Source organism: Alloyangia pacifica (genome assembly GCF_020524285.1).
Lineage (GTDB): Bacteria > Pseudomonadota > Alphaproteobacteria > Rhodobacterales > Rhodobacteraceae > Salipiger > Salipiger pacificus_B.
Genome location: NZ_JAIVKX010000007.1, coordinates 66,499 through 84,327, shown reverse-complemented (window position 1 = coordinate 84,327; position 17,829 = coordinate 66,499). Strand labels below are relative to the sequence as shown.

Below are 17,829 nucleotides of genomic sequence, written 5' to 3'. Positions count from 1 at the left end.
GCGCGCCCTGCTGCCAAACCCCTGCCAAGGAGACCTCCCATGGCCACCGTCCCCGTCACCGACGCGACCTTCGACGAAGAAGTGAAGAACTCCGACATCCCCGTTGTGGTGGATTTCTGGGCCGAATGGTGCGGCCCCTGCAAGCAGATCGGCCCGGCTCTGGAAGAGCTCGCCGCCGAGTACGAAGGCAAGATCAAGGTTGCCAAGGTCGACGTCGACCAGAACCCGAACACCGCCGCCGCCATGGGCGTGCGCGGCATCCCCGCGCTGTTCATCTTCAAGGACGGCCAGGTGATCTCGAACCGCGCCGGCGCGGCCCCGAAAGCCTCACTGCAGAGCTGGATCAACGAGTCGATCTGAGCCCGGCGACCCCGCTGAACCATGGAAATGCGCTTCCCGAGCGGGGGCGCATTTTCTTTTGGCATCAGAGAAGTTCCGACCAGGCAAGCTCAAATCTTTCGGTAGACCCGACCACCGCCGACCTTGTGCCCACTATCCTCGACGTCCGGAATCTGGCCTGCCCGCACCGCCTTCAGGAAGGCGCGACCGATCTTCACCTTGTCGCCGATCCAAAGGTCTTCCCAGCCAGCGCCGTAGAGCGCCGGAAAGTGGAACTTGCCTTGGGGCAAGCCCTGCGCGTCGCGGCGCAATCGGTTGAGCAGATCGTCATCCATGTCGCTTTCCATATCCTCAGCAGGCAAACACCCGCGCCGCCAGCGCCTGTACACCGGCCCACCGCCGCGCCTGCGCCAGCCCGCGATCCACGGCCCTCGCTGGCAGCCCCCACCATTCCGCCAACACCCGGTTGCGCAGCAGGAGCTGCACCGAAGGATCCTCTGCCGCAACCAGCCCATAGCCGTCGAAAAAGGCGCTCAGGGCCTCGGGCGGCAGCACCTCTCCTGCGGGGATGGCCCCTTTCGGCGCATGCAGGATAGCGTAATCGGCCAGCAGGCGGGCGATGTCATGCCCTACCGGTACCACCCGCCCCCCGGCGAAATCGAGCCCCCAGCAGCCCGCCCCACCGAGCACGAGATTGCGCAGGTGCAGATCGCCATGGGTCTGCGCCGTGACGGTCTCCCGCCCTTCGTATAGGGACTGATCCGCGCAAAGCGCCTCGGCGCAGGCGAGAAAGCGCCCTGGCTCCTCCACGATCCGCGCGCCGTCGGAGACCTCCGCCATGACCGTGCGCAGGAACCGCACGGTATGCTTGGGCTGAAACACCCGCCGCGCGCCGGGCGAGGCCCCGTGGAACCCGCCCATCCAGACCCCGGCCCGCCGCAGCAGCGCCGCCTGCTCCACCAGCGGCGCACCCTCCAGCAGCACCGAAAGGGGCCGCGCCTCGAGAAACGACATGACGCAGGCCCGCCGCGCCACATCGAAGGCCAGCAGCTCCGGCACACCCTGCGCATAGACCGCCTGCACCGCCAGATGCGCCGCCATGGCCGCGGCGAACTTCTCCGGATCGCCGGGCCGCGCCTCGTGCTTCAGCACCAGCCGCGCACCGTCCGGCCCCTCCATCCGCAGCAGGATCCGCGCCACGCGCGCATCCTCGCGCCAGGCCAGCAGCGCGGCGCGCCAGGACGCCGGGTCAAGCCCGATCTCCCGGGCAAGAACCGGCCAATGCGCCAGCGCCGCCTGCGCCAAATCCCCCGCGATCATTCCCATTTCCCGCCCCCTGCGCTATCTGCCCCGGCAAGGGCAGCGCCTTGCGAGGGGACATCTCAGCCCCCATATGGCGCCCAGCAAGAAAGGAAAGACAATGTCCGATCAGGAATTTCCGGGCTGGCACGGCACCACGATCATCGGCGTCCGCAAGGGCGGCCGGGTGGTCGTCGCAGGTGACGGGCAGGTGAGCCTCGGCCAGACCGTCATCAAGGGCACCGCGCGCAAGGTGCGCCGGCTCGCGCCCGGCGGTCACGAGGTGGTCTGCGGCTTCGCCGGCTCCACCGCCGATGCCTTCACCCTGCTCGAGCGGCTGGAAGGCAAGCTCGAGAAATCCCCCGGCCAGCTGCAGCGCGCCTGCGTCGATCTCGCCAAGGACTGGCGCACCGACAAGTACTTGCAGAAGCTCGAGGCGATGCTGATCGTCACCGACGGCAAGGAGCTCTACGTGATCACCGGCGCCGGCGACGTGCTCGAACCCGAGCATGACATCGCCGCCATCGGCTCCGGCGGCAACTTCGCCCTCGCCGCCGCACGCGGGCTCTACGACTACGAGGAAGACGCCGAGAAGATCGCCCGCCGGGCCATGGCGATCGCCTCCGACATCTGCGTCTACACCAACGGCAAGCTGACCGTTGAAACCATTTCGGCCTGAAACAGAGCCTGAGACAGAGCCTGAAAGGACGACCATGACTGACCTGACTCCCCGCGAGATCGTCTCGGAACTCGACCGCTTCATCATCGGCCAGCAGGACGCCAAGCGCGCCGTGGCGGTGGCGCTGCGCAACCGCTGGCGCCGCAAGCAGCTGAGCGCCGACCTGCGCGACGAGGTCTACCCCAAGAACATCCTGATGATCGGCCCGACCGGCGTCGGCAAGACCGAGATCTCGCGCCGCCTCGCGAAGCTCGCCCGCGCGCCCTTCATCAAGGTCGAGGCCACCAAGTTCACCGAGGTCGGCTACGTCGGCCGCGACGTCGAGCAGATCATCCGTGATCTCGTCGATGCCTCGATCGTGCAGACCCGCGAGTGGATGCGCGAAGACGTGAAGGCCGCCGCGCACAAGAACGCCGAGGAGCGCGTGGTCTCCGCCATCGCCGGCGAGGACGCGCGCGAGGGCACCCGCGAGATGTTCCGCAAGAAGCTCAAGAACGGCGAGCTCGACGACACCATGATCGAGCTTGACGTGGCCGACACCGCCTCGCCCTTCCCGACCATGGAGATCCCCGGCCAGCCGGGTCAGAACATGGGGATGATGAACCTCGGTGACATCTTCGGCAAAGCCTTCGGCGGGCGCACCACGCGCAAGAAGATGACCGTGGCGGAAAGCTACGAGGTGCTGATCTCGGAAGAGGCCGACAAGCTGCTCGACGACGAGCAGGTGAAGCTCGCCGCCATCGAGGCGGTGGAGCAGAACGGCATCGTCTTCCTCGACGAGATCGACAAGGTGGCGGCGCGGCAGGAAGCCCGCGGCGGTGACGTCTCCCGCGAGGGCGTGCAGCGCGACCTGCTGCCGCTGATCGAGGGCACCACCGTCAGCACCAAGCACGGCGCGGTGAAGACCGACCACATCCTGTTCATCGCCTCGGGCGCCTTCCACATCGCCAAGCCGTCGGACCTGCTGCCGGAACTGCAGGGCCGCCTGCCGATCCGGGTGAACCTGCGGGCGCTGACCGAAGAGGATTTCGTGCGCATCCTGACCGAGACCGACAACGCCCTCACCCGCCAGTACACGGCGCTGATGGCCACCGAGGAGGTCACCGTCAGCTTCACCGAGGAAGGCATCCACGCGCTGGCGAAGATCGCCGCCGAGGTCAACGAGAGCGTCGAGAACATCGGCGCGCGGCGGCTCTACACGGTGATGGAACGGGTCTTCGAGGAGCTGAGCTTCACCGCGCCCGACCAGCCGGGCACCGAGATCACCGTCGACGAGGCTTTCGTCGAGAAGCACCTCGGCGAGCTGACCCGCTCGACGGACCTCAGCCGCTACGTGCTCTGACCTTCAGGCTGCGCGGGACCGCCCCGCGCAGCCCCCATGCCGCGCCTTTTCGTGGGAGGGCCAGCCCCCCACACCCCCCGGCGTATTTCCGAAGAGAAGAAGGGCGAACACCGCCCTGCTTCTTCTCTTTCCAAATACGCCCGCCGGAGGCGTCCTGCCCCTACCGCTGCGCCCACCCTCCGGCTATCGTCGCCCCAGCATCCCGAAGAGGAGACCGGCGATGAAACGTTCCCACGTCAACGAGATCCTGCGTGCCAGCGAGGCCTTCATTCGCAGCCACGGCTACAGCCTGCCGCCCTTTGCCTATCTCACCCCCGAGGGGCTGAAGAAGGCGGAGCACGGCGAGATCAAGCGTCGCCGCATGGGCTGGGACGTGACCGACTACGGCGGCGGAAGATTCGACGAGCTGGGCCTCTTCCTCTTCACCACGCGCAACGGTCTCAATGCCGATCTGGGCCAGCGCAGCGCCATGCTCTACGCCGAGAAGATCATGATCTCGCGGCAGAACCAGCTCAGCCCGATGCACCGCCACGATCTGAAGGTCGAGGACATCATCAACCGCGGCGGCGGCACGCTGGTGCTGGAGCTCTTCACCGCCAAGCCCGAGGGAGAGATCGACCGCGACGCCGAGGTCACCGTGCTCTGTGACGGCATGGAGCGGACGCTGCCCGCGGGTGGCCACCTGAAGCTGGCGCCGGGCGAGTCGGTGACGCTGTTCCCGACCACCTGGCATGCATTCTGGGGCGAGGGCAGCGACGTGCTGATCGGCGAGGTCTCGACGGTCAACGACGATCTGACCGACAATGTCTTCGCCGAGCCGCTGGGGCGGTTCTCGGAGATCGAGGAAGACGAGGCGCCGCTGCACCTGCTGGTCTCGGACTACGACGACAAGCTGTGACGCTGGCGCCGGGCGCCTCAGGCCATCCACCACCTTTCGGCCATGCGCGAGTCGTCCATCGCGCGCATGGCGCCGACGCGCGCGGGCGTGGCGATGCGCGCCGAATGCGCCTGCAGGTGGTTGGCGTACATCGGCAGGATCAGCCCGCCCTCGTCGCGGCTGAGGCGCTGCATCTCGGCATAGAGCTCGGCGCGGCGGGCGCTGTCGAACTCGGCGCGTGCCTCGCGCAGCAGATCTCCGAACCGGCCCGAACCGCCGCGCGTGGCATTCCACGGCGCGGTTTCGGTGAGAACGGTGGAAAACGCCCAATCCTCGGTGGCACGGCCCGACCAGCCACCGGCGCGGAACCCGGCGCTGGCGCGCGGCCAGCTCGTTTCGGCGGGGAGAGTGCGCAGCTCGAGCGTGATCCCGGCCTGCGCCGCGCTCTCGCGGTAGAGCTCCGCGGCGCGGGTGGCGCCGTCGAAAGCCGCCTCGGAGACCAGCATCGGCAGGGCGATGCCGTCGTGACCCGCCTGCGCGAGGTGCCAGCGGGCGCGGTCCGGATCGAAGCCCTGCGGTTCCAGCGCGGCGAAATAGGGGTTGGCGGGGCCGATCGGGCTGTCCTGCCCGATGCTGCCGTGCCCGTGCAGGATCTCGGCGACCATCGCCTCGCGATCGACCGCCGCCTTCAGCGCCTGCCGCAGGTGCGGATCGGCAAAGGGCGCAAGATCGGTGCGCAGCGCGAAGCCGTAGTGCTGGTTGCCGGCGAGGCTCTGCACCGTGAAGCGCGGCTCGGCCTCGAGCACACCGGCCTCGGACGCCGGCAGCCGGTCGATGGCGTCGACGCGGCCGGACCGCAGGGCGTCGAGCCGCTCGCGGGGGTCGTTCATGGCGAGGAAATCCACACCGTCGAACCAGCCCGCGCGGCCATCCTTGTAGTGCTCGGCGACCCTGCGGCCGATGAAGCGGCGGCCCGGCTCGAAACGCTCGACGCGGTAGAGACCGGTGCCGATGCCCTTTGCCATGGCCTCCGCGATCTGCCCGGCGGGGTAGATCAGCAGGTGGTAGTCGGCGAGCAGGTAGGGGAAATCGGCGTTTCCGGTGGCGAGGGTGAATTGCACCTGATGCGGCGCGGTGGCGCGCATCTCCGCGATCTCGGCGACGATGGGCCGAGCCGGAGAGGCCGCATCCCGGTGCAGCGCGAGCGAGGCCAGCACGTCCTCTGCGCCGAACGCCTTGCCGTTGTGGAAGCGCACGCCGGGACGCAGGTCGAAGGTCCAGACACGGGCATCGGGCGAGGCGCTCCAGCCGGTCGCCAGCTCGCCGCGCAGCGCGCCGTCGGCACCGACCTCGGTCAGCGTGTCGAAGACCGCGCCCTGCGCCGCGGCGCTCATGAAGAGCCCGGCATGCGTCCGTGCATCCCAGCCGTCGGTGCCGCGTGCACCGCCGAGCGCGGCGCGGAAGTAGCCGCCGCGCGTGGCGCCCGCCACGGCGCCGCCCCCGGCCAGTCCCGACGCGCCGAGGACGGCGGCGGCGAGGGCCGATTGCAGCACGCGGCGGCGGCGGATGACGGTCATGGTGCGGGGCGCTCCCCTGGGCTTCGTGTCTCTTGCGGCGCTCACTCTGCACGGCGACCGGGCCGGGTGCAACAGCAGCTCCGCTGCGTCCCGGTCAAACCTCCGCCATCGGGTGACACAATCAGCCCTCGTGCCGGTTCGGCAGGCTCTCGAGCAGGGCGATCTGGTCCATCACCCGCACCAGCTCGGCGCTGATGCCGGGCTCTGAGAGCGCGTGCCCGGCGTTGCGGATCATCCGCAGCTCGGCCTCGGGCCAGGCCCGCGACAGCTCCCAGGCGCGGCGCGGCGGGCAGATCATGTCGTAGCGGCCCTGCACGATGACCCCGGGAATGCCACGCAGCCGGTCGACGTTGTCAAGGATCCAGCCGTCCTGTTCGAGGAACCCCGCGTTGACGAAATAGTGGTTCTCCAGCCGGGCGAAGGCGCGGGCGTATTCCGCCGGGGCCTCGCCGCCGTGGCCGTTGGAATAGACCGAGGCCAAAGCGTTTTCCCAGGACGACCAGGCGCGGGCGAAGCGCACTTCCTCGCGCAGGTCGCCGGAGAACAGCCGCCGGTGGTAGGCGCCGACGAGATCGCCGCGCTCCCCTTCCGGGATCAGGCTCTCGAAACGCGCCCAGGTCTCGGGCCAGAACTGCCCGGCGCCGCCGCCGTAGAACCAGTCGAGCTCGGCCTGGGTCATCATGAAGACGCCGCGCAGCACAAGCTGGCGCACCCGCTCGGGGTGGCTGATGCCGTAGACCAGCGAGAGCGTTGCACCCCAGCTGCCGCCGAAGACGATGAACTTGTCGATCTCCAGCGTCTCGCGGATGTTCTCGATGTCGGCGACGAGATGCCAGGTGGTGTTGTTCTCGACGCTGGCATGCGGCGTGGAGCGCCCGCAGCCGCGCTGGTCGAAGAGCACCACGCGGTAGACATCCGGATCGAAATAGCGCCGCATCGCCGGGCTGCAGCCGCCACCGGGGCCGCCGTGCAGCACGATCACGGGAATGCCGGACGGGTTACCGCATTGCTCTACATAGAGCTTGTGCCCGTCGCCCACGTCGAGCATGCGCTGGTCGAACGGGTCGATCGCGGGATAGAGATGTTGCACTGCGCTCTTTTGGCCCGGGTATTTGTCCATGGAACCTCTATATTGGCTAATGAGCCCAAAAGAAAACGGGATACCTGCACTATGACCCTGACCGTCGATCCGTCCGAAGTCGCCAAGTTCGAAGCCATGGCGGCAGAATGGTGGGACCCGAACGGAAAGTTCAAGCCGCTGCACATGATGAACCCGGTGCGTCTCGATTATATCACGACGCAGATTGCCGGCGAGTTCGATCGCGACCTTGCGACGCCGCGTCCCTTCGAGGGGCTGCGCATCCTCGACATCGGCTGCGGCGGCGGGCTGCTCTGCGAGCCGATGGCGCGGCTCGGGGCCGAGATCGTCGGCGTCGATGCCGCCGAGCGCAACATCCCGGTGGCGCAGACCCATGCCGAGCAGTCGGGGCTGGAGATCGACTACCGCTTCTCCACCGCCGAGGCGCTGGCCGAAGCGGGCGAACAGTTCGACGTGGTGCTGAACATGGAGGTGGTCGAGCATGTGGCCGACCCGCAGGCCTACCTGAATGCCTGCCACGACCTGCTGAAGCCCGGCGGGCTGCACCTGTGCTCGACGATCAACCGCAACGCCAAGAGCTTCGCCATGGCCATCGTCGGCGCCGAATGGGTGATGCGCTGGCTGCCCAAGGGCACCCACGACTGGGCCAAGTTCATCACCCCGGACGAGCTTTACGAGCTGATGCGCACGGCGGGGCTCGAGCCGGTGGACCGCAAGGGCTACGTGTTCAACCCGGTGAGCTGGCGCTGGTCGATCTCGGACCGGGACCTGTCGGTGAACTACGTGACGGCGGCGTTGAAGCCCAGGGGCTGAGGACACCGTCTCGCGGAATCAAGACGAAGCCGCCGCGCAGCGCCTCCCCGCGGGCAGGCGCTGCGCGGCTACCGATGCCCCTGGCCCTACTCCGCCGGCCGTTGCGCGTGGGCCGCAAGCTCGGCCTCGGCCTCGGGGTCGATGTGCAGATCGTCGATCACCACGCCCGCCGTCGGATCGCGGTAGACATCCATGTCGATCTGCCCCTCGGTCTTGGCGACGATCGCGGTGACCACCGCGTCGCCGGTGATGTTCACCGCAGTGCGGATCATGTCCATCAACCGGTCCACCCCGAGGATCAGCGCGATGCCCTCGATCGGCAGGCCGACCTGCCCCAGCACCATGGTCAGCATCACCATGCCGACACCTGGCACGCCCGCAGTGCCGATCGACGCCAGCACCGCCATGCCGATCACCGTCAGGTAGCCGCCGATCCCGAGGTCGATGCCGTAGACATTGGCGAGGAACACCGTCGCCACGCCCTGCATGATCGCCGTGCCGTCCATGTTGATCGTCGCGCCGAAGGGCACGGTGAAGGACGCCACCGAGTTTTTCACCCCCATGCGCTCGGTCACCGCGCGCAGGGTGACGGGGATCGTGGCGTTGGACGAGGCGGTGGAGAAGGCGAAGATCTGCGCCGGGCGGATCTTGCGCATGAACATGAAGGGATCGAGGCCGGAGAAGACCTTGAGATAGAACATCAGCGTCACGAAGAGGTGCAGCAGCAGCGCCCCGACCAGCACAAGCACGTAGGTCATCACCGGCAGGAACAGCCCGATGCCCTGCTCGGTGAAGGTCTTGGCGATCAGGCAGAAGACGCCGTAGGGCGCAAAGGCCATGACGATCTCGACGACCTTCATCATTAGCTCGTTCATGTACTCGCAGGCATCGACGAAAGTGGTCGAGCGCTCACCGAGCATCAGCGCCGCGACGCCGAGGATGATGGTGTAGAAGATGATCTGCAGCATCTCGCCCGCCGCGAAGGAGGCCACGGGGTTGCGCGGCACGATGGCGGCGAAGGTCTCCCAGACCGTCGGGGCCTCCTTGCCGGTGACGCCCGAAGTATCGACGCCCTCGATGGTGAAACCGGTGCCCGGCGCGACGACCAGCGCGATCAGGATCGCCACGGCGATCGCCGTGGCGGTGGTCAGCAGGTAGAGCGCGAAGGAGCGCCCGCCGACCCGCCCGAGAATGCGGATGTCGCCGATGCCTGCGACGCCACAGATCAGCGAGAAGAAGACCAGCGGCACTACGAGCATCTGCAACGCGTTGACGAACATGCGTCCGACCATGCCGAAGAAGCCGCCGACGATATTGGTGTTGATCCAGCCGATCTGCAGCATGTTCAGGATCACGCCGAGGACGAAGCCCGCCCCCATGCCGATCATCACCTTGGTGGTCAAAGAGAGTTTCGTGCTTGTGGCGCTCATTCCGCCCTCCTGTTGTTGCTGACCTACACTTTCGGATAGGCGACACCGGAGGCGAATTTCTTTGTGACACGCGAACTGAAAAGGTGAACGGACAACTCCGAGTCCCCCTCAGCTTGCATAGATTTTCGGCAAATTTCCAGAAAATAGGTGACGCTGGGTCAGCATGACCCTGCCGCGGCGGGCCGCGTCCGGCTCAATCCGCCTCGAGCTTCAGGCGCAATTCGCGCAGCACCGGCAGCGCCGCGCGCACCTTGTCGACCCCCAGGTCCTTGACCATTTCCGAGATCACCGGCGCCATCGCCGCCAGCGCCGCCTCTCGCGCGCGCTTTCCGGCGGGGCTGATCGCCACCATCTTGCGCCGCGCATCGTCCCAGTCGGGGCGGATGTGCACGTAGCCGGCGATCTCCAGCTTGGTGAGCGTGTTGGTCATCGCGCCGCGGGTGACGTGGAAGCTGCGCGCAAGCTGCGCCGGGCTGCGCTCGTTCTGCACCCGGGCCAGATGGTTGAGCACCGAGAAATGCGAGATTTCCATGCGGTCGGGCAGCACGCGGGTCAGCCGGTTGCGCAAGAGCTGGTCGGCGGTCAGCAGCTCGCTGAACAGCGAGATGGCAAGCGCATCTGCGGGGGAAGACGTCATGCGGGGCCCTCGAAGACGCGGTCGTGGCTCAGGACCGGGATTTGCGCGCGCGCCTTGTCGGACTGCGCGAGGTCGATTTCGGCGTAGATGATGCCCGGCGCGGCGCCGCCATCGGCGATGACCTCGCCCCAGGGCGAGATCACCAGCGAATGGCCATGCGTGCGGCGCGGCTTGCCCTCGGAGACCTTGTGCGATCCGCATTGCGCCGGGGCCAGCACCCACGATCCGGTCTCGATGGCGCGGGCGCGCAGCAGCGGCTCCCAATGGCCCGGGCCGGTGGCGGGCGAAAAGGCCGCCGGCACCGTCAGGATCTGCGCCCCGGCATGGGCCAGCGCGCGGTAGAGATAGGCGAAGCGAACGTCATAGCAGATCGACAGTCCGAGCGTGCCGAAGGGCGTCTCGACCGCCACCGCCCGGTCACCGGGCGCGAAGCCGTCGGACTCGCGGTAGGTTTCGGTCTCGGTCACCTGCACGTCGAACATGTGGATCTTGTCGTAGCGCGCGGCGATCTCGCCCTGCGGCGTGATCAGGAAGCTGCGGTTGGCGAAGCGGGTCTCGGGCGGTTCGGACGTCACGGCCAGCGAGCCGATCAGCAGCCAGACGCCAAGCGCCTTCGCCTCGGCGCGCAGCCCGGCGAGAGTCTGATCCTCGCTCTCGGGCCGCAGCACCGCCTGCTGGTGCTTGCGGCTCGAGGAGACGCAATTGGTGACCTCCGGCGTCAGGATGAACCCCGCGCCCTGCCCGGCCGCCTCGCGCATCATCGCGCGGACGGTCCCGAGATTCTCCGCCGGATCGTCCGACGAGGTGATCTGCAGCAGCGCGGCCTTCATCGCCCGGGTCCGTCAGCCCGCGAGCAGCGGGTCGAGCTTGCCGTCACGCTCCATAGCGTAAAGCTCGTCGCAGCCGCCGACGTGGGTCTCGCCCACGAAGATCTGCGGCACGGTGCGGCCACCCTTCGCGCGCTGGGTCATCTCGGCGCGGCGCTCGGGCGCGGCAGCCACGTTGATCTCGGTGAACTCTGCGCCCTTCTGGGTGAGCAGCCGCTTGGCGGCAACGCAGAAGCCGCAGGTGGGCGTGGTGTAGATTTCGATCGGTTTCATTCGGTTTCCCTTTCCGGCGGGCTGGCAGCCCATCTTTCAGGGATTTAGGTATCCTTTGCAACGCGCGCCAGTACCGAGACCATCACCTGTGCCGCCCCTGCCGCTTTGCAGGCCCGCGACGCTGCGGAAAGCGTCGCCCCGGACGTCAGAACGTCATCGACGAGCAGGATCGGACGCCCGTGAAGCTCGACGCGCCCGGAAACGCCAATCGCGTCTTCTAGCGCCCGAAAGCGTTCCTCGCGTCCCTTGCCGTCGAGGGGCGGGGTGGCACGGGTGCGGCGCAGGGCATCGGGCGCATGCCGCAGCCCCAGCTCGCGGGCCAGCGCCGCGCCCAGCAGCGCCGACTGGTTGTAGCGGCGGCGCAGGTGGCGGCGCAGATGCAGCGGCACCGGCACCACCAGCGTGTCGCCGTCGAGGCCCTGCAGCCCGCGCGCCATCCAGCGCGCTGCGGGCCGCGCGATGTCGGTCCGGTCGGCGTGTTTGAGCAGCAGCGTCAGCTTGCGGCCGTTGCCCTTGTAGAGCAGCGCCGCGCGGCCGCGCTCCCAGGGGCGCCCCAGCGCGCGGCAGTCATCGCAGACCTCGGCCACTTCCGACTGACCCGGCAGGGGCGCGCCGCACAGGTCGCAGCAGAGCCCGCCGAGAAAGGTCGTGTCGCGCCAGCAGGGACCGCAGAGACCGTGGTCGCTTTCCACAAGCCCGCCGCAGATCAGGCAGCGCGGCGGGTAGACAAGCCGCAGCGCCCCGCGCAACAAGGTTTGCAACCGTTCCTGCCGCACCCTATCTAGCCCCCATGTCCAGCCCCGTTCCAAGCCAGGCTCCGCAGCTCATCGACCGCGCCGCCCTCGCGCGCAACCGCGCCCGCGCGCGCCGCGCCCCGGATGTCGCGCGCGCCATGTTCCTGCATGAAGCCGCGCGGGACGAGGCGCAGGATCGGCTGATGATGGTTAACAGGGAGTTCAAATCCCCGGCCATCGTCACCCCCTTCCCCGAGGTCTGGGACGGCGCCCTGCCCGGCGCCAAGGTCGTCCGCGATGACGAGGTGCTCGATCTCGAAGTCGGCGCACATGACCTGGTGATCCACGCGCTCGCCCTGCACTGGGCGAACGACCCGGTGGGCCAGCTCATCCAGTGCCGCCGCGCGCTGCAGGCAGACGGGCTCTGCCTGACCATCGCCTTCGGCGGCGAGACGCTCTCCGAGCTGCGCGCCGCGATGGGGCAGGCCGAGATCGAGGTGACCGGCGGGCTCTCGCCCCGCGTGCTGCCGATGGGCGAGATTCGCGACCTTGGCGCGCTGCTGCAACGCGCGGGCCTGGCGCTGCCGGTGGCGGACTCGCTGCCGCTCGATGTCAGCTACGAGAGCGCGCTGCACCTGATGCGCGACCTGCGCGCCATGGGCGAGGCCAATGCGCTTTCCGCCCGGCTGCGCCGGCCCACCCGCCGCGCGCTGCTGCTGCGCACCGCCGAGATCTACGCCGCGAGCTACACCCGCCCCGACGGCAGGATTTCCGCCACCTACGAGCTGGTCACCCTGACCGGCTGGGCACCCGACGAGAGCCAGCAAAAGCCGCTGCGCCCGGGATCTGCGGCGCATCGTCTCGCCGACGCGCTCAACGCCAAGGAAACGCCGCTCAAGGATTGAATCATTCTAAATTCGCGTTAACTAGCGGCAGACTTTGAGGGAACAGAACGCATGAACGACATGACCACCGGCCCGATCCGTCCCGCCCAGGCCCCCGCCGATCACCCGGCGCTCCCACGCGAAAAAGTCGGTATCCTGCTCGCCAACCTCGGCACGCCCGATCACTACAGCTACTGGCCGATGCGCCGCTACCTGTCCGAGTTCCTCTCGGACCAGCGCGTCATCGACTACCCGAAGTGGAAGTGGCAGCCGCTGCTGCAGCTCATCATCCTCAGCAAGCGGCCTTTCTCGTCGGGCGCAAACTACAAGTCGATCTGGAACGAGGAGCTCAACGAGAGCCCCCTGATGACGATCACCAAGGCGCAGACCGCCGCCATCGCCGAGACAATGAAGGCGCGCTACGGTGATCGGGTCATGGTCGATTTCTGCATGCGCTACGGCAATCCCTCGACCAAGTCCAAGGTCAAGGCGATGACCGAGGCCGGCTGCCGCAAGATCCTGTTCTTCCCACTCTATCCGCAATACGCCGGCGCGACCTCGGCCACCGCCAACGACGCCTTCTTCAAGGCGCTGATGGACGAGCCCTGGCAGCCCACCGCGCGCGTGGTCGATCCCTATTTCGAGAGCCCGGCCTATATCGAGGCGCTGGCGCAATCGGTCGAGCGGGCCTATGCGGCCAAGGAGAAAAAGCCCGAGATCCTGGTGGTCTCCTATCACGGCATGCCGAAGCGCTACCTGATGCAGGGCGATCCGTATCACTGCCAGTGCCAGAAATCGACGCGCCTGCTGCGCGAGCGGCTCGGCTGGGACACGACCGAGATCCGCACCACCTTCCAGTCGGTCTTCGGCCCCGAGGAATGGCTCAAGCCCTATACCGTCGAGGAGGTCGCGCGGCTGGCCAAGGACGAGGGCAAGAAGCGCATCGCGGTGATCGCCCCCGCCTTCTCGGCCGACTGCATCGAAACGCTGGAAGAGATCAACGAGGAGATCAAGGAGAGCTTCGAGCACGCGGGCGGCGAGGAGTTCACCTATATCCCCTGCCTGAACGACGACCCGGCGCATATCGCGGCGCTGAGCGGCGTGATCGAACAGAACCTCAGGGGCTGGCTCGACTGACAGCGGCGCTCCGGCCCCTCGACGCATTAAAAAAGGCGGTGCCTCGGCACCGCCTTTTCCATGTCTGAAGCTCCATGTCTGAAGCGCGCGTCAGATCAGTCGGTCGAGGCTGCTGCCGCGACAACGGCGATCAGCAGCAGCGGGATCAGGATACCGCCGTAGGACGAGGACGCCGGTGCTTCCTCGACCACGACGATCGGCTCTGCGACCGGCTCTGCGGTCTCGTAGGACCCGGCCAAGGCCGAGGTTGCGGATGCGGCGATCGCAGCGGCAAGTGCGAATTTCTTCATTGCTCTTCTCCAGTTAAACGCTTGCCGCATCAGGAGAAAGCCAGAAGCGGCAAGCCCCAAGACTTACCTCGTGCTTCTGGTCTAAGCCGCAAAGCCCGGCGATTGCAAACCTTGGTTGACCCAGGGTCCGCCGTGCCGCGCGTCCGCTATCAAATGAGCAACACCTGCGTGCCCACCTGGGCCATCTCGTAGAGCGCCTCGATGTGCTCGTTGTAGAGCCCGATGCAGCCGTTCGACGAGCGGCGCCCGATCTTGCGGGTGTCGTGGGTGCCGTGGATCCGGTAGTAGGTCCAGCTCAGGTGCAGCGCGCGGGTGCCGAGGGGGTTGTCCGGGCCCGGCGGCACATAGTCCGGCCACTCCGGGTTGCGTTCCTTCATCGACGGCGTCGGGCGCCAGTCGGGGCTCGGATCCTTGAGCACCACCTCGGTGCGGCCCTTGCGGGTCAGGTCGTCGGTCAGCGGCACTGACGACGGATACAGGTGATAGGTGCCGTTTTCTTCCCAGAAGTGCAGCGCGCGCGACGAAATGTCGACCAGCACGGCGCCCTTCCTCAGGTTGCTGAAGTAGGGCTGCCAGTCGAGCGTGCGGAAGCTGGAGATATTGTGTCGGATGACCTTCGAGATGTCGCTCTCCATCTCGACCGTTCCTGCACCGTTGTAGCTCTGCGCCAGGGCCGGAGACGCCGCGGCGCTGGCCAGCGCGGCCGATCCGGCGAGGAAGGCGCGACGGGAGTAGGGGGATTTTGCCATGGCGGAACTGTCCTTTGGAGCCACGAGAAACGAAATGTCAGTAGTCGACCCGGTCAGGGGCTTGTGAGGGCCCTACGCCTGACGGTCGTTAAGGGTTCCTCAATCATATTGCGAGAGCGCCGCAGTCGCAAATCAAACGCGGGTGTACACCTGCGATCACATGCATGTGGGTTTGATCACGCAGGCGGGCCGGGCTATGTGTGTTCGGCAATAGTGAACCAGCGGTACGCGAAGGCCAGCCCCCTATGAACAGACGCACGTTTCTCCTGCTCTCCACCGGCCTCCTTGCGGCGGCATGCGCCCCTGCGGTGACCGCACCGCAGATCGGCCCGGACGGAAAGCCGCTTCCCCGCGTCTACCGGATCAATGACAGCGACAGCGGCAAGATCGAGTATTCGATGCTCGATTCGGTGAACGCGCTGCGCCAGGCACGCGGCGTGCCGACCGTGTCGCTCGACAGCCGGCTCAACGCCGCCGCGGCGACCCACTCGCGCGACATGTCGGTGCAGAACCGTCCCTGGCACTTCGGCTCCGACGGCTCCTCGCCGATCGACCGGGTGCAGCGCGTCGGCTACACCGGGCGCCTTCTGGGCGAGAACATCTCCGAGACCTACGAATCCGAGCTCGAGACCCTCGCCGCCTGGATGGAAGACGCGCCGACCCGCGATGTCATCCTCGATCCGGCCGCCCGCCAGATGGGCTTCTCCTGGTTCCAGGAACCCGGCGGCAAGATCTGGTGGACCCTGGTCATGGGCGCGCCCGACCTCGCGCCGACCCCCGGCACGCAGACGGCGGGTTTCTGAAGCTCGCCGCCCCGGCAGCGATGACAAGACCGCCTCTCGGGGCGGTCTTTTTTGTTTCCCGGCAGGCCGCGTCGCGAGGCTTGGCGCCGCATCCACCCAAGCAAAAGGCCGCCCCGGGGGACGGCCTGTCGGCAAGGCTCGCGGCACCACCCGATCCGGGCCGCCGCTCAGGGCATGATGAGGATCGGCGTCGGCCTGTCGGTGCGGATCATCGCGTAGATATCCTCGATCTCGCGGTCGGTCACGGCGATGCAGCCCCAGGTCCAGTCCCAGACCCCGTTCTGATAGGCCGGCGGGCGACCGTGGATGAAGATGTCTCCGCCCGGGCTCTTACCCAGGAAGCGCGCCTCGGCACGGTCGGCAGCATTGGGATAGTCAATCCCGAGGCTCAGGTGGAACCGCGAGTTCGGGTTGCGCCGGTCGATCATGTAGAGCCCTTCGGGCGTCTTGCCGTCGCCTTCGATCTTCTTGTCTCCGGTCGGGTCGAAACCGAGCCCGATGTCGTAGACCTTCATGATCGAATCATGGTGCAGCAGGTACATCTTGCGGGCCTGCTTATGCACCACGACATGGGTGACGGACGGCCCGCTATAGGACCTGAATTTCATGCTCGCCGGGTCCCGCCCACCGCCGCAGGCGGCAAGCAGCAACACTGCTGCGAGCACGAACACGTGCCTGCCAATAAACATCTTGCCTGTCTCACTCGTTCTTATTTTGCCTCAGTTATACAGTACGCTGCGGCATCGCGATAGAAGGAGTTGGCAGGAAGTTGTCGGAATATCGGCACTATTGCCTTTTGAATCCTGCAACGAGCTCGATGTGGGTCGACCAGCGGAACTGGTCCACAACCCGCAGCCCGTCGAGCGCGTAACCGGCGCGCAGCAGCGCCGCGGCATCGCGGGCAAAGGTCACCGGGTTGCACGAAACGAAGGCGATGCGCGGGATCTTCGCCTCGCAGAGCTGCGCCACCTGCGCCTCGGCCCCGGCACGCGGCGGGTCGATCACCGCGGCGTCGAAACGCGCCAGCTCGGTCGGCAGCAGTGGGTTGCGGAAGAGATCCCGCGCCTCGGTGGTCACGTGACGCAGCCCCTGCGCATGGCGCCAGCCGTGATCGAGTGCCTGGGTCATCGCCCTGTCGCCTTCGACCGCGTGCACCCGCGCTTTCTCGGAAATCGGCAGCGCGAAGGTGCCGCAACCGGCGAAGAGGTCGACCACGTGGCTCGCGCCCTCGATATGCTCCAGCACGTCGGCCAGAAGCGCCGCCTCGCCCTGCGGCGTCGCCTGCAGGAAGGCGCCCGGCGGCGGCGAGACCTCGGCCCGGCCCATCTTCTGCATCGGCGGGCGGCGGGTCAGCACCACGTCGTCGCCCCAGGCGATGCGCGCGCAGTCATGCTGCCGCGCCAGCTCGGAGAGCTGCTGCTGCATCTGCGCATCGGCCTCCTTGCCGCCCTTGGCGACCACGTCGAGCCCGCCGTGGCTGGTGGTGACCATCACCGACAGCTCGGCCTTGCGGCTCGCACCGAGCACCGCCAGCGCCTCGACCAGCGGCAGCGCTGCGGCCAGTTTCGGGTCTATCACGCGGCAATCGGGCACTTCGACGATCACGTCGGAGCGCTTGCGGTGGAAGCCCACCTGCGCGCCCTTCTTGGTGCGCTTGGCCGAGAAGCCTGCGCGGCGGCGGGTCTGCTCGGGCGAGGTGGCGATCTCGCGGAACGGGGCCTCGATGCCGTGGGCGGCGAGCGCGTGACGCACCACGTCCTGCTTCCACGCGGCAACGAAGTCCGGCCGGGCGTGCTGCAACTGGCAGCCGCCGCAGGTCTTCGCATGGCGACAGGGCGCGCTGACCCGCATCTCCGAGGGCGTGAGGATGCGCGGCGCGTCCATGACGCCGCCGGTGATCTCGCCCTCGACGATCTCGCCGGGCAGAGTGCCGGCCACGAAGACGGGACCGGCGGCAATGCCGTCCCCCTGGTGCCCGAGCCGTTCGATGGTGACCTGTTCCATGCGCCGCCTCATGCCCTCAAACCGGGGCCCCGCGCA

At 67.6% G+C, this 17,829-nt stretch carries 21 protein-coding genes; 8 read left to right on the top strand and 13 right to left on the bottom strand.

The genetic code is table 11. The features are described 5' to 3' along the window. Positions 1-39 precede the first annotated feature (39 nt). Positions 40-360, top strand: coding sequence for a thioredoxin (trxA, locus tag LC039_RS10575; protein ID WP_226623942.1), 321 nt, complete (start codon positions 40-42; stop codon positions 358-360). Between the two features lie 89 nt (positions 361-449). On the opposite strand, the gene LC039_RS10570 is transcribed toward trxA, so the two are convergent. Together LC039_RS10570 and LC039_RS10565 are read right to left on the bottom strand one after the other, a co-directional pair. Continuing rightward, positions 450-674, bottom strand: a complete 225-nt coding sequence (locus tag LC039_RS10570) for a DUF1413 domain-containing protein (protein ID WP_226623941.1) — start codon at positions 672-674, stop codon at positions 450-452. 16 nt (positions 675-690) lie between these two features. Continuing rightward, the gene (locus LC039_RS10565; protein ID WP_226623940.1) at positions 691-1,659 is read right to left on the bottom strand and encodes a phosphotransferase; all 969 of its coding nucleotides are present in this window, start codon (positions 1,657-1,659) and stop codon (positions 691-693) included. Between the two features lie 100 nt (positions 1,660-1,759). Between LC039_RS10565 and hslV the strand changes: the two genes are divergently transcribed. The 3 genes from hslV to LC039_RS10550 all read left to right on the top strand — a co-directional run bounded on the left by hslV (position 1,760) and on the right by LC039_RS10550 (position 4,557). Further along, the gene (gene hslV / locus LC039_RS10560; RefSeq protein WP_226623939.1) at positions 1,760-2,317 is read left to right on the top strand and encodes an ATP-dependent protease subunit HslV; all 558 of its coding nucleotides are present in this window, start codon (positions 1,760-1,762) and stop codon (positions 2,315-2,317) included. Between the two features lie 34 nt (positions 2,318-2,351). Continuing rightward, positions 2,352-3,659, top strand: a complete 1,308-nt coding sequence (gene hslU, locus LC039_RS10555) for an ATP-dependent protease ATPase subunit HslU (RefSeq protein ID WP_226623937.1) — start codon at positions 2,352-2,354, stop codon at positions 3,657-3,659. A 220-nt stretch (positions 3,660-3,879) separates the two neighbouring features. After that, positions 3,880-4,557: a D-lyxose/D-mannose family sugar isomerase gene (locus tag LC039_RS10550; RefSeq protein WP_226623936.1), complete on the top strand. Its 678-nt coding sequence runs from the start codon at positions 3,880-3,882 to the stop codon at positions 4,555-4,557. A gap of 17 nt (positions 4,558-4,574) precedes the next feature. Here the strand turns inward: LC039_RS10550 and LC039_RS10545 are convergent, their stop codons facing one another. Together LC039_RS10545 and pip are read right to left on the bottom strand one after the other, a co-directional pair. After that, positions 4,575-6,113 (bottom strand): ABC transporter substrate-binding protein, encoded by a 1,539-nt coding sequence (locus tag LC039_RS10545; protein WP_226623935.1) that lies wholly within the window; start codon positions 6,111-6,113, stop codon positions 4,575-4,577. A 121-nt stretch (positions 6,114-6,234) separates the two neighbouring features. Then, positions 6,235-7,233 carry a prolyl aminopeptidase gene (gene pip, locus LC039_RS10540; RefSeq protein ID WP_226623934.1) on the bottom strand — a complete coding sequence of 333 codons (999 nt, stop codon included), beginning with the start codon at positions 7,231-7,233 and terminating at the stop codon, positions 6,235-6,237. 51 nt (positions 7,234-7,284) lie between these two features. Between pip and ubiG the strand changes: the two genes are divergently transcribed. Next, complete coding sequence (gene ubiG, locus LC039_RS10535; RefSeq protein WP_226623931.1) at positions 7,285-8,025, top strand: bifunctional 2-polyprenyl-6-hydroxyphenol methylase/3-demethylubiquinol 3-O-methyltransferase UbiG; 741 nt, start codon at positions 7,285-7,287, stop codon at positions 8,023-8,025. Positions 8,026-8,111: 86 nt separating this feature from the next. Here ubiG and LC039_RS10530 read toward each other — a convergent pair whose 3' ends face one another. From LC039_RS10530 to LC039_RS10510, 5 genes are all read right to left on the bottom strand, one after another. Then, the gene (locus tag LC039_RS10530; RefSeq protein ID WP_226623930.1) at positions 8,112-9,455 is read right to left on the bottom strand and encodes a dicarboxylate/amino acid:cation symporter; all 1,344 of its coding nucleotides are present in this window, start codon (positions 9,453-9,455) and stop codon (positions 8,112-8,114) included. 193 nt (positions 9,456-9,648) lie between these two features. Next, a complete protein-coding gene (locus tag LC039_RS10525) occupies positions 9,649-10,092 on the bottom strand; it encodes a MarR family winged helix-turn-helix transcriptional regulator (protein ID WP_226623929.1) in 444 nt (147 codons plus the stop codon). Further along, positions 10,089-10,922, bottom strand: coding sequence for a carbon-nitrogen hydrolase family protein (locus LC039_RS10520; RefSeq protein ID WP_226623928.1), 834 nt, complete (start codon positions 10,920-10,922; stop codon positions 10,089-10,091). Before LC039_RS10520 ends, LC039_RS10525 begins: the two co-directional genes overlap by 4 nt. Before the next feature lie 12 nt (positions 10,923-10,934). Beyond that, entirely contained in the window at positions 10,935-11,192 is a 258-nt protein-coding gene (gene grxC / locus LC039_RS10515; protein ID WP_226623927.1) for a glutaredoxin 3, read from the bottom strand. 44 nt (positions 11,193-11,236) lie between these two features. Further along, positions 11,237-11,953, bottom strand: coding sequence for a ComF family protein (locus LC039_RS10510; protein ID WP_226623925.1), 717 nt, complete (start codon positions 11,951-11,953; stop codon positions 11,237-11,239). 29 nt (positions 11,954-11,982) lie between these two features. Here LC039_RS10510 and LC039_RS10505 point away from each other — a divergent pair, with 29 nt between their 5' ends. Both LC039_RS10505 and hemH read left to right on the top strand, forming a co-directional pair. Further along, a complete protein-coding gene (locus LC039_RS10505) occupies positions 11,983-12,831 on the top strand; it encodes an SAM-dependent methyltransferase (protein WP_226623924.1) in 849 nt (282 codons plus the stop codon). A 51-nt stretch (positions 12,832-12,882) separates the two neighbouring features. Further along, the gene (gene hemH, locus LC039_RS10500; RefSeq protein ID WP_226623923.1) at positions 12,883-13,947 is read left to right on the top strand and encodes a ferrochelatase; all 1,065 of its coding nucleotides are present in this window, start codon (positions 12,883-12,885) and stop codon (positions 13,945-13,947) included. Positions 13,948-14,042: 95 nt separating this feature from the next. On the opposite strand, the gene LC039_RS10495 is transcribed toward hemH, so the two are convergent. Both LC039_RS10495 and LC039_RS10490 read right to left on the bottom strand, forming a co-directional pair. Then, positions 14,043-14,237: a ferrochelatase gene (locus LC039_RS10495; RefSeq protein ID WP_226623922.1), complete on the bottom strand. Its 195-nt coding sequence runs from the start codon at positions 14,235-14,237 to the stop codon at positions 14,043-14,045. A 149-nt stretch (positions 14,238-14,386) separates the two neighbouring features. After that, positions 14,387-14,986: a L,D-transpeptidase gene (locus LC039_RS10490; RefSeq protein WP_226623920.1), complete on the bottom strand. Its 600-nt coding sequence runs from the start codon at positions 14,984-14,986 to the stop codon at positions 14,387-14,389. Positions 14,987-15,231: 245 nt separating this feature from the next. Between LC039_RS10490 and LC039_RS10485 the strand changes: the two genes are divergently transcribed. Beyond that, the gene (locus LC039_RS10485) at positions 15,232-15,789 is read left to right on the top strand and encodes a CAP domain-containing protein (RefSeq protein WP_226623919.1); all 558 of its coding nucleotides are present in this window, start codon (positions 15,232-15,234) and stop codon (positions 15,787-15,789) included. A 167-nt stretch (positions 15,790-15,956) separates the two neighbouring features. Here the strand turns inward: LC039_RS10485 and LC039_RS10480 are convergent, their stop codons facing one another. Beyond that, entirely contained in the window at positions 15,957-16,478 is a 522-nt protein-coding gene (locus LC039_RS10480) for a L,D-transpeptidase family protein (protein ID WP_413463828.1), read from the bottom strand. 97 nt (positions 16,479-16,575) lie between these two features. After that, complete coding sequence (locus LC039_RS10475; RefSeq protein WP_226623915.1) at positions 16,576-17,793, bottom strand: class I SAM-dependent RNA methyltransferase; 1,218 nt, start codon at positions 17,791-17,793, stop codon at positions 16,576-16,578. Positions 17,794-17,829 lie beyond the last annotated feature (36 nt).

Excerpts from the sequence above, each read along its gene's own strand:
- LC039_RS10485 (WP_226623919.1), top strand. The coding sequence starts at position 15,232 with ATGAACAGACGCACGTTTCTCCTGCTCTCCACCGGCCTCCTTGCGGCG.
- LC039_RS10545 (WP_226623935.1), bottom strand. The coding sequence starts at position 6,113 with ATGACCGTCATCCGCCGCCGCCGCGTGCTGCAATCGGCCCTCGCCGCC.
- LC039_RS10530 (WP_226623930.1), bottom strand. The coding sequence starts at position 9,455 with ATGAGCGCCACAAGCACGAAACTCTCTTTGACCACCAAGGTGATGATC.
- LC039_RS10475 (WP_226623915.1), bottom strand. The coding sequence starts at position 17,793 with ATGGAACAGGTCACCATCGAACGGCTCGGGCACCAGGGGGACGGCATT.
- LC039_RS10520 (WP_226623928.1), bottom strand. The coding sequence starts at position 10,922 with ATGAAGGCCGCGCTGCTGCAGATCACCTCGTCGGACGATCCGGCGGAG.
- LC039_RS10525 (WP_226623929.1), bottom strand. The coding sequence starts at position 10,092 with ATGACGTCTTCCCCCGCAGATGCGCTTGCCATCTCGCTGTTCAGCGAG.
- LC039_RS10480 (WP_413463828.1), bottom strand. The coding sequence starts at position 16,478 with ATGTTTATTGGCAGGCACGTGTTCGTGCTCGCAGCAGTGTTGCTGCTT.
- LC039_RS10490 (WP_226623920.1), bottom strand. The coding sequence starts at position 14,986 with ATGGCAAAATCCCCCTACTCCCGTCGCGCCTTCCTCGCCGGATCGGCC.
- LC039_RS10550 (WP_226623936.1), top strand. The coding sequence starts at position 3,880 with ATGAAACGTTCCCACGTCAACGAGATCCTGCGTGCCAGCGAGGCCTTC.
- LC039_RS10495 (WP_226623922.1), bottom strand. The coding sequence starts at position 14,237 with ATGAAGAAATTCGCACTTGCCGCTGCGATCGCCGCATCCGCAACCTCG.
- grxC (WP_226623927.1), bottom strand. The coding sequence starts at position 11,192 with ATGAAACCGATCGAAATCTACACCACGCCCACCTGCGGCTTCTGCGTT.
- pip (WP_226623934.1), bottom strand. The coding sequence starts at position 7,233 with ATGGACAAATACCCGGGCCAAAAGAGCGCAGTGCAACATCTCTATCCC.
- hemH (WP_226623923.1), top strand. The coding sequence starts at position 12,883 with ATGAACGACATGACCACCGGCCCGATCCGTCCCGCCCAGGCCCCCGCC.
- LC039_RS10570 (WP_226623941.1), bottom strand. The coding sequence starts at position 674 with ATGGATGACGATCTGCTCAACCGATTGCGCCGCGACGCGCAGGGCTTG.
- hslV (WP_226623939.1), top strand. The coding sequence starts at position 1,760 with ATGTCCGATCAGGAATTTCCGGGCTGGCACGGCACCACGATCATCGGC.
- LC039_RS10565 (WP_226623940.1), bottom strand. The coding sequence starts at position 1,659 with ATGATCGCGGGGGATTTGGCGCAGGCGGCGCTGGCGCATTGGCCGGTT.
- LC039_RS10505 (WP_226623924.1), top strand. The coding sequence starts at position 11,983 with ATGTCCAGCCCCGTTCCAAGCCAGGCTCCGCAGCTCATCGACCGCGCC.
- hslU (WP_226623937.1), top strand. The coding sequence starts at position 2,352 with ATGACTGACCTGACTCCCCGCGAGATCGTCTCGGAACTCGACCGCTTC.
- trxA (WP_226623942.1), top strand. The coding sequence starts at position 40 with ATGGCCACCGTCCCCGTCACCGACGCGACCTTCGACGAAGAAGTGAAG.
- ubiG (WP_226623931.1), top strand. The coding sequence starts at position 7,285 with ATGACCCTGACCGTCGATCCGTCCGAAGTCGCCAAGTTCGAAGCCATG.